This window comes from Azonexus sp. MM2026_4 (assembly GCF_055901855.1).
Genome location: NZ_CM148380.1, coordinates 4,432,652 through 4,444,808 on the forward strand (window position 1 = coordinate 4,432,652; position 12,157 = coordinate 4,444,808).

The 12,157-nt window shown below is 66.1% G+C and carries 12 protein-coding genes; 6 read left to right on the forward strand and 6 right to left on the reverse strand.

All coding sequences use genetic code 11. From position 1 onward, the window contains the following. The first annotated feature begins 2 nt into the window (after positions 1 to 2). Entirely contained in the window at positions 3 to 905 is a 903-nt protein-coding gene (locus tag AC0KWY_RS20910) for a DMT family transporter (RefSeq protein WP_474027418.1), read from the forward strand. A 1-nt stretch (position 906) separates the two neighbouring features. On the opposite strand, the gene AC0KWY_RS20915 is transcribed toward AC0KWY_RS20910, so the two are convergent. From AC0KWY_RS20915 to AC0KWY_RS20925, 3 genes are read right to left on the reverse strand one after another with little or no spacing between them, the layout of a single operon-like run. Then, entirely contained in the window at positions 907 to 2,331 is a 1,425-nt protein-coding gene (locus AC0KWY_RS20915) for an efflux transporter outer membrane subunit (RefSeq protein ID WP_474027419.1), read from the reverse strand. After that, positions 2,328 to 5,447, reverse strand: coding sequence for an efflux RND transporter permease subunit (locus tag AC0KWY_RS20920; protein ID WP_474027420.1), 3,120 nt, complete (start codon positions 5,445 to 5,447; stop codon positions 2,328 to 2,330). Before AC0KWY_RS20920 ends, AC0KWY_RS20915 begins: the two co-directional genes overlap by 4 nt. Before the next feature lie 9 nt (positions 5,448 to 5,456). Next, entirely contained in the window at positions 5,457 to 6,602 is a 1,146-nt protein-coding gene (locus tag AC0KWY_RS20925; RefSeq protein ID WP_474027421.1) for an efflux RND transporter periplasmic adaptor subunit, read from the reverse strand. A gap of 138 nt (positions 6,603 to 6,740) precedes the next feature. Between AC0KWY_RS20925 and AC0KWY_RS20930 the strand changes: the two genes are divergently transcribed. Further along, on the forward strand, positions 6,741 to 7,358 hold the full coding sequence (locus AC0KWY_RS20930; RefSeq protein ID WP_474027422.1) for a TetR family transcriptional regulator: 618 nt from the start codon (positions 6,741 to 6,743) through the stop codon (positions 7,356 to 7,358). A 4-nt stretch (positions 7,359 to 7,362) separates the two neighbouring features. On the opposite strand, the gene rarD is transcribed toward AC0KWY_RS20930, so the two are convergent. Then, positions 7,363 to 8,241 (reverse strand): EamA family transporter RarD, encoded by an 879-nt coding sequence (gene rarD / locus AC0KWY_RS20935; protein ID WP_474027423.1) that lies wholly within the window; start codon positions 8,239 to 8,241, stop codon positions 7,363 to 7,365. 2 nt (positions 8,242 to 8,243) lie between these two features. Beyond that, positions 8,244 to 8,936: a DUF599 domain-containing protein gene (locus AC0KWY_RS20940; protein ID WP_474027424.1), complete on the reverse strand. Its 693-nt coding sequence runs from the start codon at positions 8,934 to 8,936 to the stop codon at positions 8,244 to 8,246. Positions 8,937 to 9,064: 128 nt separating this feature from the next. Between AC0KWY_RS20940 and AC0KWY_RS20945 the strand changes: the two genes are divergently transcribed. From AC0KWY_RS20945 to AC0KWY_RS20960, 4 genes are all read left to right on the forward strand, one after another. Further along, positions 9,065 to 9,976 (forward strand): PAS domain-containing protein, encoded by a 912-nt coding sequence (locus AC0KWY_RS20945; RefSeq protein WP_474027425.1) that lies wholly within the window; start codon positions 9,065 to 9,067, stop codon positions 9,974 to 9,976. After that, the gene (locus AC0KWY_RS20950) at positions 9,951 to 10,358 is read left to right on the forward strand and encodes a hypothetical protein (RefSeq protein WP_474027426.1); all 408 of its coding nucleotides are present in this window, start codon (positions 9,951 to 9,953) and stop codon (positions 10,356 to 10,358) included. The genes AC0KWY_RS20945 and AC0KWY_RS20950 overlap by 26 nt, the downstream gene beginning before the upstream one ends. A 208-nt stretch (positions 10,359 to 10,566) precedes the next feature. Continuing rightward, entirely contained in the window at positions 10,567 to 10,836 is a 270-nt protein-coding gene (locus tag AC0KWY_RS20955) for a thiosulfate sulfurtransferase GlpE (RefSeq protein ID WP_474027427.1), read from the forward strand. Between the two features lie 58 nt (positions 10,837 to 10,894). Next, complete coding sequence (locus tag AC0KWY_RS20960; protein ID WP_474027428.1) at positions 10,895 to 11,263, forward strand: DUF302 domain-containing protein; 369 nt, start codon at positions 10,895 to 10,897, stop codon at positions 11,261 to 11,263. A 10-nt stretch (positions 11,264 to 11,273) separates the two neighbouring features. Here AC0KWY_RS20960 and AC0KWY_RS20965 read toward each other — a convergent pair whose 3' ends face one another. After that, complete coding sequence (locus AC0KWY_RS20965; protein ID WP_474027429.1) at positions 11,274 to 12,137, reverse strand: HDOD domain-containing protein; 864 nt, start codon at positions 12,135 to 12,137, stop codon at positions 11,274 to 11,276. Between the last annotated feature and the right edge of the window lie 20 nt (positions 12,138 to 12,157).

Below are 12,157 nucleotides of genomic sequence, written 5' to 3' on the forward strand. Positions count from 1 at the left end.
CGATGACGCATCGCCGCGCAGTCTGGCTGATGGTGCTGGTGACGCTCCTGTGGAGCATCGCCGGCGTCGTCGCGCGCCACCTGGAGGCGGCGGCCGGCTTCGAAGTCAATTTCTGGCGCAGCGCCTTCAACGCGCTGGCGCTGCTCGCCGCACTGCGCTGGCTGCGCGGCGCTGCCGTCTGGTCGGCGCTGCGCCAGGCGCCGCGCGTGGTCTGGGTGTCCGGGGTGTGCTGGGCGGTGATGTTCACCGCCTTCATGCTGGCGATCACGCTGACCACGGTGGCAATGGTGCTGGTGACGATGGCGATCGGGCCGATGGTCACCGCGCTGTTCGCCCGCATCTTCCTGAAGCAGCGCCTGCCGGCGCGGACCTGGGCAGCGATCGTCGTCGCCGCCCTCGGCATCGCCTGGATGTTCGGCGGTGGCGCCGGCGATGGCAGCTTGTTCGGGGCGCTGGTTGCCTGCGCGGTGCCGGTGGCGGCGGCGGTCAACTGGACGCTGCTGCAGAAGATCGGCCGGGCCACGGAGGGTAGTCCGGATATGTTGCTGGCAGTGCTGATCGGCGCCTTGCTGTCGGCCTTATGTACCTTGCCGCTGGCCTGGCCCTGGCAGGCGACGGCGCACGACCTCGGCCTGCTGGCCTTGCTTGGCGTCGTTCAACTGGCGATTCCCTGCCTGCTCGTGGTGAACCTGGCGCGCGTTCTGCCAGCGCCGGAAGTGGCCTTGCTGGCCCTGCTCGAAGTGATTTTCGGCGTTGCCTGGGCCTGGCTGTGGGCCGGCGAGACGCCGTCGGCCAGCGTGCTGGCCGGTGGTGCACTGGTGCTGGCGGCGCTGGTCGGCAACGAGGCGCTGGCGATGCGCCGGCGCCATGCGGACGGCGTTGCCGCCGTCCGTTCTCCAAGCTGAATCAGCCGGCGACCGGTTTCCAGCCGCCGCCGAGCGCCTTGAACAACTCCACCGCCGCGTTGAGGCGGGCCTGGCGGGTGGCGATTGCCGCCAGTTGCGCGTCGTTGGCGCTACGCTGGGCGTCGAGCACTTCCAGGAAGCCCGAATAGCCGGCGTCGTAGCGTAGCTTGGCCAGCTCGTGCGCCTTCTGCGCGTTATCGACGCGTTGCTGCTGGGCGGTTTCGGCGGCGCCGTTCTCGCGCAGGTTGACCAGCGCGTCGCGGACTTCCTTGTAGGCGGTTTCCAGCGTCTTCTGCCAGGCGATCAGCGATTGCTCGTTGAGCGCCTTGGCCTGGTTGACGCGCGCCGTCGTCTTGCCGAAATCGAAGATCGGCATGAGCAGCGAAAGGCCGCCGGTCCAGGTGCTGGCACCGCTGGAGAAGAGGTCGGAGAGGGTCTTGCTCTCGCTGCCGAGGGCGCCGGTCAGCGTGAATTTCGGATAGTAGCCGGCCTTGGCGACGCCGATGTTGGCGTTGGCGGCGACCAGTTGCTGCTCGGCCTGCTGGACGTCCGGGCGCGCCTCGATCAGGTCGGCCGGCAGACCGGCCGGCGGTTGCGGCGGCAGCGGCAGTTGCTTGAGGTCGCCGGCGGCGATCTGCAGGTCCGGCTTGCCGGTAAGCAGCGCCAACTGGTTTTCGGCCAGTGCCCGCGCCCGGCGCAGTTCGGCCAGTTGCGCCTGCAGCGTGGCGACGGCGCCGTCGGCCTGGTACTGGTCGAGCGGCGAGACGAGGCCGGCGGCGACCCGGGTCTTCACCAGTTTGGCGCTTTCCTCGCGGCTTTGCAGCGACTCGGCGGTGATCGCCAGTTGCGCGTCGAGGGCGCGCAGGTTGAGGTAGTTGCCGGCGACCAGCCCGGCGACCGAGAGACGGATCGCGTCGCGGCCGTAGCGGCTGGCCAGCAGGTTGGCGCGCGCCGCTTCGTTGCTGCGCCGGACGCGGCCCCAGAGGTCGAGTTCGTAGGAGAGGCTGAGCCCGGCGCTGCGCGCGCGCAGGATGTCGGGCGAGTTGGTCGTCCAGGTGGCGGTCTTCTCGCTCAGTTTGGTGTTGCTGCCGGCGCCCTGGCCATCAAGGTTCGGGAACAGTGAGGCACCGGCTTCGCGGGCGGCGGCGTCGGCCTGTTCGACGCGGGCGACGGCGCTGCGCAGGTCGGCGTTGCCCTGCAGTGCCTGGTCGATCAGGCCGCTCAGCGTGGCGTCGTTGAACAGCGTCCACCAGCGATCATTGACGGCGGGATTGGCGGCGGGGGCTTCGGCAACGGCGGTCGGCGCTTCCCTGAAGGCGGCCGGCAGCCAGTTGGCCGGGCGCAGGTAGTCGGGGCCGACGGCGCAACCGGAGAGCAGCACGGCGAGCGCCAGCGGGGTCAGTCGGAATACGGGGCGGAGCATCATGCCTTCTCCTCGGCGACGTCGATATGCGTCGGATTGATCTGTTTGCCGCGCTCCAGCCACTTGAAGAAGAGCGGGATGAATATGGTGGCGATGAAGGTCGCCGCGATCATGCCGCCGAAGACGCCGGTGCCCATCGATTGGCGGGCGGCGGCGCCGGCGCCGGTCGCCTTGACGAGCGGGAAGACGCCGAGCACGAAGGCAAGCGAAGTCATGATGATCGGCCGCAGACGCAGGCGGGCGGCTTCGACCGCCGCTTCGGCGGCAGTCATGCCTTCGGCGTATTTCTGGGCGGCGAACTCGACGATCAGGATGGCGTTCTTCGACGCCAGGCCGATCAGCACGACCAGACCGATCTGGAAGTAGATGTCGTTCGGCATGCCGCGCAGCCAGATCGCGGTCAGCGCGCCCATCAGCGCGAAGGGCACGGCCATGACGACGGCTACCGGCAGCGACCACTTCTCGTACTGGGCGGCGAGGATCAGGAAGACCATGATGATGGCGAAGCCGAAGGCCTGCAGCGACGAACCGGAGGTCTGTTTTTCCTGGAAGGCCTGGCCGGTCCAGGAAATCGCATAGCCGTCGGGCAGCGTCGCCTCGGCCACTTCCTCGACGATGCGGATGGCGTCGCCGGAGCTGACGCCCGGCTTCGAATCGCCCATGATCTTGGCGGCAACGAAACCGTTGAAGCGTTCGACCTGTTCCGGACCGACCACGCTCTTCACGGTGCTGATCGCCGACAGCGGGATCATCTTGCCGCTGCTCGTGCTCTTCACGTAGACCTTGCCGATGTCGTCCGGCTTCATCCGGTAGTTGGCCTCGGCCTGCAACTGCACGCGATAGACGCGACCGGCCTTGTTGAAGTCATTGACGTAGAGCGCGCCCATCGTGCTCTGCAGCGTCGAATAGACATCGGCCAGCGGAATGCCCAGCGCCAGCGCCTTCGGCTCGTCGACCTCGACGAACAACTGCGGTACGGTCGGCCGGAAGAAGGTCGAGACGCGGGTGAATTCCGGGTGCTTCTGCAACTCGCCCATGAAGCTCTGGACCACCTCGTGCAGCTTCTTGGCGTCGCCGTCCACGCGGTTCTGGACATAGACCTCGAAGCCGCCGGCGGTGCCGAGACCCATGATTGGTGGCGGGTTGAAGACGAGGCCCATGCCGTCCGGCTGCATCATGCCGATGCCCATGAACTTGCCGGCCAGGTCCTGTGCCTTGCCTTCCCGTTCCGACCAGTCCTTGAGCGGGATGAACATGGTGCCGGCGTTCGGCTTGTTGCCGCCACCGATCAGGTCGAAGCCGGAAACGACGAAGGTGTGCTTGACCGCTTCGTCCTTGGCGATCATCGAGCGCATGCGTTCGCCGGTTTCCTGGGTCCGCTTGAGCGTCGCCGCATCCGGCAGCATCAGCGCCGAGATCAGGTAGCCCTGGTCTTCGGCCGGCACGAAGCTGCCCGGGATGATGCGGAAGAAGAAGCCGGTGACGGCGATCACGGCGACGAAGACGAGCGCACCGACGATGCCGTGCTTGAGCGTGAAGCTGACGGTACGGGTGTAGTTGTTGGTGAGGCGCTCGAACAGGCGGTTGAACGGCGCGAACAGCTTGCTCTCGGTGTGCTGCGCCTTGAGCAGGATGGCGCACAGGGCCGGCGTCAGGGTCAGCGCGACGACGCCGGAAAGGACGACGGCGACGGCGACGGTGACGGCGAACTGCTTGTACAACTGGCCGGCGATGCCGCCGAGGAAGGCGACCGGGATGAACACTGCGCACAGCACCAGGACGATCGCCACCAGCGCGCTCGACACCTCGTGCATGGCCTTGATCGCCGCCTGGCGGGGCGGCAGCTTTTCCTCGGCCATCAGGCGCTCGACGTTTTCCAGGACGACGATCGCGTCATCGACGACGATACCGATCGCCAGCACCATCGCGAACAAGGTCAGCGTGTTGATCGAGAAACCGAACAGCCAGAGGCCGGCGAAGGTGCCGATCAAGGAGATCGGCACGGCGACCATCGGGATCAGCGTCGCTCGCCAGCTCTGCAGGAAGATGTACACCACGGCGATGACCAGCAGCGCGGCTTCGATCAGGGTCTTGACCACTTCGCTGATCGACGCCGAGACGAAACGCGTGGTGTCGAACGGAATGATGTAGTTCATACCCTCGGGGAACTTCTTCTGCAGCGCGTCCATCTTCTCGGTGACGCGCTTGGCGACGTCGAGCGCGTTGGCGCCGGTCTGCAGGAAGACGCCCATGGCGATGGTCGGCTTGCCGTCCAGCGTCACCTGCTGGTCGTAGCTGTAGGCGCCGAGTTCGATGCGCGCGACGTCCTTGAGGCGCAGCACGCCGCCCGGGCCGCTGGCGCGGATGACGATGTTGCCGAACTCTTCCGGCGTCAGCAGGCGGCCCTTGGCGGTCACCGTAAAGACCAGTTGCTGGTCGCTCGGTGCCGGTTCCTGACCGATCTTGCCGGCCGCGTTCTGGGCATTCTGCGCCTTGATCGCGTTCGACAGGTCGGCGGTGGTCAGGCCCAGTTGCGCCATGCGGTCGGGTTTGATCCAGACGCGCATCGAATAGTCCTGGGCGCCGAAGATGGTGACGTCGCCGACCCCGGGGACGCGCTTCAGTTCATCGACGATGTTCAGACTGGCATAGTTGGACAGGAACAGCGTGTTGTATTTGCCCGACTCGGAATCGAGGGCGATCACCTGCAGGATGTCGTTCGAGCGCTTCTGGACGATCACGCCGTTGCGCCGGACTTCTTCCGGCAGGCGCGGCTCGGCCGCCTTGACCCGGTTGTTGACGCTGACCGCGGCGTCGTTGACATCGGTGCCGACGTCGAAGGTGGCGGTGATGCTGACGCTGCCGTTGGCCGACGCCGACGAGGTGAAGTAGGCGAGGTGCTCGACCCCGTTCAACTGCTCCTCGATCGGCGCGGCGACGGTGCGCGCCAGGGTTTCGGCGGAAGCGCCGGGATAGGTGGCGTTGATCATCACCGTTGGCGGCGCGATCTGCGGGTACTGCGCAATCGGCAGCACCTGCGCGGCGACCAGGCCGGCGATGACGATGATGATCGAGATGACCGAAGCGAAGATCGGTCGATTGATGAAGAACTTGGACATGGTCGCCCCTTACTTCTGTGCCGCAGCTTTTTCGGCCGGCGGTGCGCCGGCCGGCTTGCCGCCAGGGGCACCAGCGGCGCCGGGCGCAGCGGGCGGATGCGGGGCGACCGGAACGCCCGGCCGCAGCTTCATCAGGTTGTCGACGATGACCTTGTCGCCGGCCTGCAGGCCGCCCAGGATGACCCAGTCCTTGCCGTGCCATTCGCCGGTCTTGACCGGGCGCGGCGCCACCTTGCTCTCGCCGTCGGCGGTCATCACCAGCGTCCCCTGTTCGGTCTGCAGCACCGCCGATTGCGGCACCAGGAAGACGCCGTCGCGCTGGCCGGTAAGCAGGCGGATGCGGACGAACTGGCCGGGCAGCAACTGGCCGTCGGGATTGGTGAACTCGGCGCGCAACGCCTGGGTGCCGAGCGTGGTGTCGATGTTCGAAGCGACGAAGTTGAGCTTGCCCTTCTGTTCATAGACCTGGCCATTGGCCATCACCAGTTCGACGCCGCTCACCAGGTTCTCGGTGACGCGGCCGCCGGGCAGCTTGGCGAGGTCGCTCTCGCCGAGCGAGAAGCTGACCCACATCGGGTTGGTCTGGTAGATCGAGGTCAGCAGGCTGTCGCTGCCGGTGCTCACCAGATTGCCTTCGGAACGCACGGCGCGGCCGGTGGTGCCGGCGACCGGCGCAGTCACCGTGGTCCACGACAGGTTCAGTTCGGCCTGGCGCAGCGCCGCCTGCGCCATCGCGTCGGCGGAAGCGGCATCGTCGTAATCCTTCTGGCTGATCGCCTTGGCGTCGGCCAGGCCCTTCAGCCGCTGTTTTTCGCGCGCCGTCTGTTCGGCACGGGCTTTCGCCTCGGCCAGCGCGATCTCGTAAGGCGCACGGTCGATCTGGAACAGTGGCTGGCCGGACTTGACCACATCGCCTTCCTGATAGAGCCGCTTGACCAGAATGCCGCCGACCCGGGCGCGCACTTCGGTTTCGCGGGCACCTTCGGTCTGCGCCATGACTTCGATCGAACTCGGCACGGTCTGCGGCTGCATGTCGAGCACGGTGACCGGCATCGGTCCCATCGCCGGCGCGGCCGGCGCAGTCTTGTCCGAACAGGCGGCGAGCAGCAGGCCGCCGATGAGGGCGGCGATCAGGGTGGGTTTGTTGGTATGCATGGTTGGGGTTCTCCGGCGGGGAAGTTTTGGGCTATTATATACAAACAAGGATGTATGTAAAATGCTTCGGCAAGTTACAGCAAAGCATTTTTTTGTTGCAATTTGTGGTTGCTGCCAATTGGCAACAGGGAGAACGAGATGGTCAGAAAAACCAAGGAAGAAGCCGAGCAGACGCGCAAGGATATCGTCACCGCGGCGCGCAAGGTTTTCCACGAATGCGGTGTCGGCCGTTCGTCGCTGGACAAGATCGCCAAGGCGGCGGGGGTCACGCGCGGTGCCATCTACTGGCATTTCCAGGACAAGGCCGAGGTTTTCTTTGCGATGCGCGACGAGGTCTTCGCGCCGATGCTCGGCTGTACCGATGCGGTGCTCTACGATCCTTCCTTGGTCAATCCGCTCGATGCGATCGAGGGATCGATCAAGGAGTTCTTCCGCGTTCTCGAGACCTGTCCGGATTTCCGCGAGACCTTCGAGATCATGATTTCGCGCTGCGAATACGTCGAGGAATTCGCCAGCGTCCAGGAGGAAGTCGGTCGGCCGGCGCTGGAATTCCTCGAAAAGATCCAGCGCATGTACCGCCTGGCGGCGGAAAAGGGTTACCTGCGCGACAGGCTCGATCCCGACGCGGCAGCCCGCGATACCTGGGCCTTCACCAGCGGCCTGCTGCACCTGACCCTGGGTTGCCGCAAGAACAGCGGGCTGGAGCGGGAGATTCCGCAAATGATCGCCGCCCACATGGCCTTGCGCCGCCGCTGAGGCGTCAGCGGTACTTGCGCCAGGCGCTGGCGCTGAACACCAGCAAGCCGAGCCAGATCAGCCCGAAGGTAATCAGCTTTTCCGGCCGCAGCGCCTCACCGAAGACATAAACCGCAGTCAGGAACTGCATCGTCGGGTTGATGTACATCAGCATGCCGACGGTCGCCAGGTCGAGGCGTTGCGTTGCCGCGGCGAAGGCGATCAGCGGCGCCGCGGTGAGGATGCCGGCGCCGCCGAGCAGGGCGCCGGTGGTCCACGGTTCGACGATGAACACCGCGTGCCCGGCCTGCCATTGCCAGCCGGCGTAGGCCAGGCACAGCGGCAGCATGAGCAGGGTTTCGAGGAAAAGGCCGGACAGCGCGTCGACTGGAATCTGCTTGCGCACCAGGCCGTAGGTGCCGAAGCTGCCGGCCAGGAAGAGCGACACCCAGGGCAGACCGCCGAGCGCGGCGATCTCGTTGGCGAGGCCGGCGCTGGCGAGGCCGATCGCCAGCCATTCCAGGCGATTGAGCCGCTCCTTCAGGAAAACCAGCCCGAGCACCACGTTGACCAGCGGCGTCAGAAAATAGCCGAGGCTGGATTCGACCACCCGGTGCTGCCCAACCGCCCACAGGAAGACCAGCCAGTTGCTGCCGACCAGTAGCGCCGCCAGCGCCAGCATCGCCAGTTGCCGGGGGCGGCCGACGATCTGCCGGACCTTCGCCCACTGGCGCGTCGCCGCCAGCAGCAAGCCGACGAAGACGCAGGCCCAGAGCGCCCGGTTGACCAGGATGTCGGCCGGCGCGACATGGTTCAGTTGATGGAAATAGAGCGGGAAGAAGCCCCAGATGCCATAGGCGAGCAGGCCGAAGCCGATGCCGGCCAGGGGCGTCTTGCCGGCCATCGTCAGGCGTCGTCGCGCAGGACGGCGAGCGCCGCCGAACGATAGTCGCGGCGGTAGAGGATGCCGCAGACGGCGAGCGCCAGGCCGCCGAGGATCAGCGGATGGAGCAGCCAGCCGGCGGCGGCGAGGCCGAAGTAATAGCCGCGGATGCCGCGGTTGAAGTCGTCGCCGGCCAGCGTGTTGGTGCCGGCCACCCGCCGCGCGTAACGGTCGATCGCGGGGTCGCCGGCGCTGCCGGTGGGGGCGGCGCCGACCAGGATGGAGAGGATGTTGAACTGGCGCAGCGACCAGGTGAACTTGAAGTAGGCGAAGACGAAACTGGCGAGCACCAGCATCAGCTTGATTTCCAGCAGCTCGCGGTTGCCCGGTCCGGCGAACGGCAGGTCGGCGGCGAAGCCGAGCAGTTGGTCGGCGGCGCCGAGCGCGGCGACGAGGCCGGCGATGATGTAGATGGTGGTGTTGGCGTAGAAGGAGACGCTGGTCATCAGGTTGCCGATCAGCGTCGAATCGGTGACGCGGACGTCGCGCTCCAGCATGCGGTAGGCCCAGTCGAGGCGGTAGCGCTGGCTGGTGCGGATCAGGCCGCCGGCGCCGCCGGCGCTGTGCTCGGAAAACCAGGCGTAGCCTCCCCAGCAGATGAAGAACACCGCCAGCGACAGCCAGTCGAGGGTGGAAAGGTGGGGGAGTGCGTGCATCCCCGGAGTTTGCCACAAGCGCCGCCGGGCGAGGGGAGGCGATCGAATTGAAAATGCCACAAAAAACAAAATTGATGTTTTGTTGTGTTGTTTTACAATGACGTCGTTTTTGATAATTACCTTGACTCATGTGTGACGCAACGAACGCCCGCAAGGCAACATCCGATCTGATCGGCATCGAGACCCTGGTTCAGGGAACGCCGGTGGCGACCTTCGTCATCGATACCGAACACCGTGTCACTCACTGGAACCGGGCCTGCGAGCTGGTCACCGGTTTGCCGGCGGCCAGCATGATCGGCAGCAGCGATCACTGGCGGGGTTTCTATCCGGCGCCGCGGCCGATCCTTGCCGATTACATCGTCGCCGGCGAGATCGAGCAGGCGATGGCCTGCTACGAAGCCGGGCACTGCCAGGCTTCGCAGATCGTCATCGGGGCTTACGAGGCGGAAGGCTTCTTTCCCGCGCTGGGCGATGGCGGCTGCTGGCTGTACTTCACCGCCGCCCCCCTGTACGCCCCGGACGGGCGACTGCTCGGCGCCATCGAGACGCTGCAGAACATCACCGCACGCAAGCAAGCGGAATTGCGCCTGCAGGCGCACAGCGACGAACTGGCACAGCAGGTCGCCCTGCGCACCGCAGAGTTGCAGCAGCGCAACGGCGAGCTGGTCGACTTGCTGCGCGAGCGTTGCGAATTGGAGGAGCGCGTCGGGACGGCGAACAACGTCGCTTTTTCGGCGATGAGCAGCATGGGCGACATGGGCGTGTTGCTGCACGCGATGCAGGGGTTCAACGAGAGTGCGACGGCGGAGCGACTGGCCGACGTTGTTCTCGACGCGCTGGCCAAGTACGGCCTCGAAGGGGCGGTCCAGGTCCGGCCGACGGGCCAGGTGGCGCGCATCCTGCCGGCCGATCATCCCCTGGCCGAGGCGACTTTCAGGCATCTGGCGGAGATGGGGCGGATCGTCAATTTCCATCGCCGGATGGTCGTCGAACTTTCCGCAAATCTCGGTCCTGTTGACCAACCTGCCGCCTGGCGATGACGAAAGGGCGGGGCGTATCCGCGACAACGTCGCCTTGCTTGCCGAGGCCGCCGAAGCGCGGCTGCAGGCCTTGCACAACGAAACGGGGCGGCAGGCCGGGCAGAGTCTGATCGCCGGAACGCTCGACGAGATCCGCGGCTTGCTCGATCAACTGGACAAGCGCCAGCAATCGTCGCTGACCGGCAGCCGCCTGGCGATCCACGCCATGGAAGAAAGCCTGGAGAAGCTGTTCGTCCATCTCGGCTTGACCGAACAACAGGAAAGCGTGCTCATCGCCACCGTTCGCGACGGACTCGATACCTTGCTCGATGCGCAGTCCGGGCAAGGCGATTTTCATGCGGTTCTCAGCGGCATCTCCCGCCGCCTCGGCAGCTTCGCCTGAGTCGCTGGTGCCGTTGTCGTCTTTGCCGCGAGTTTGTCGGCGATGCGACAGACGGCTGCCCCGACGGCGGCGCAGTAACCGCCAACAGCGGTTTGCCCGCGCTGGCGTCGCTCTTGCTTGGCCTTGGGGATTCCAACTGCCAGTTGTCAGCATGCGCACCCGTGATCCCGTGACCTACCAATGCATTTCACCCACCGCGGCGGCGGCAATGATCCGCAGCGAGGCCGCCGCGACCGTTTTCGACGTGCGCGATCTGGCCAGTTATCGCCAGGGCCACCTGGATTGCGCGATGCACCTGCAGATGGAGCGGGTGGCCGCGTGGCTCGGGCGTTTACCCCGGGACGGGACGCTGATCATCTACTGCTACCACGGCAATGCCAGCCAGGTTTACGCGCAGATGTTCTGCGACTTCCGCTTCACCCGCGTCTATAGCGTCGACGGCGGTTACGAGCGACTGGCTGCCGAGTTCGCCGGCTGATTGGCGCGGCCGGCGCAATCGGCTACAGTGCGGACCGGTTTTTGTCGGGAAGCGGGCCGTGTATCACGTCGTCGAAAGCAGCAAGTCATTTCAGGAAATCCTCTTCGAACTGGAGCCGGCGGTGCAGCGCCTGGGGCTGACCGTGCTCGCCGTGCACGATGTCGGTGCGGCGCTGGCGCGCCGCGACAACGGCTTCGACGAGGACTACGCGATCTACGACATCATTGGCTGGCGGCAGGCCGAGGAAATGCTCGCCGACGACTTGCACGGCGGGCTTTTCCTGCCCTGGCGGCTTGCTGTCTATACCGAGAACGGCGCAACGCGCCTCGGTTTCCTGCGTCAGCCGCCGGTCGCCGATCCCCGTCTGCAGCGCAGCCTCGACGAAGCCGCAGGGCGCTTGCTGCAACTGGTCGACGAGATGCGCTGAGCGGCCTGCTTCAGCCGCCTTCCGCCGCGCGCGCGGCAAGAACCATCTCTTCCGGGGCGCCGAGGCGTTCGAGCAGGTTGCCGCGGTCGAGGTGCACCAGTTCGCTGATCTCCAGCAGGTCGTCCTGCAGGGCCGGGTTCTGCCAGCCGGTCGCGGTGTGGCGGGCGAGGTCGACGGCGAGATTGACGTTGCGCACGTTGGCGATGTCGGCGTCGGCCGGGTCGAGTAGCGACAGCAGCAGTTCCGGCAGCCCCCAGAGACCGATCAGTTCGCGCATGATTTCCTGCGGCGGGGCGCCGAAGACCTCTTCCTGGACCGCCCGCGTGCGCAGCCCGGGATGCGCCGCCAGACGTTCGCGCACCGTCGTCGCCAGGTTGGGGGCGAAGCAGTGCATGAGGATTTCGACGAAGTCGTGGAGCAGCGCCGCCAGCGAGATTTCCTCGAAGCGGGTGTTCTGGCGCAGCAGCGCCCAGTCGCGGGCCCAGATCGACGCCTGGCGCGAGCGGGCGATGACCTTGAGCAGGCCGAGCATCGCCTTCGGGTAGCCCTTGAGCTGATGTTCGATGATCGGCAGGTCCTGGCAGCTATCGTAGAAGCGCTGGGTGCCGATCATCATCAGCGAGCGTTCGATCGTCGTGATCTCGGCGTTCTGGCTGCGCGAGCGGTTTTCCTTCATGAAGCGGAAGATGCGCAGCGTCATCAGCGGGTCGTGGGCAATGATGTTGGCCAGCTCGCGGGTGTTGATGACATCGGCGCTGTCGCGCAGTTCGGCCAGGCGGGTCGAGGTCAGGCGCAGGATCGGCAGCTCGACTTCCTTGAAGTGTTCCACCCAGGCTTCGGTGCCGGGGAAGGGAAAATCGATCATCAGGGTCATGCGGACCTTCCTTCCTGGCG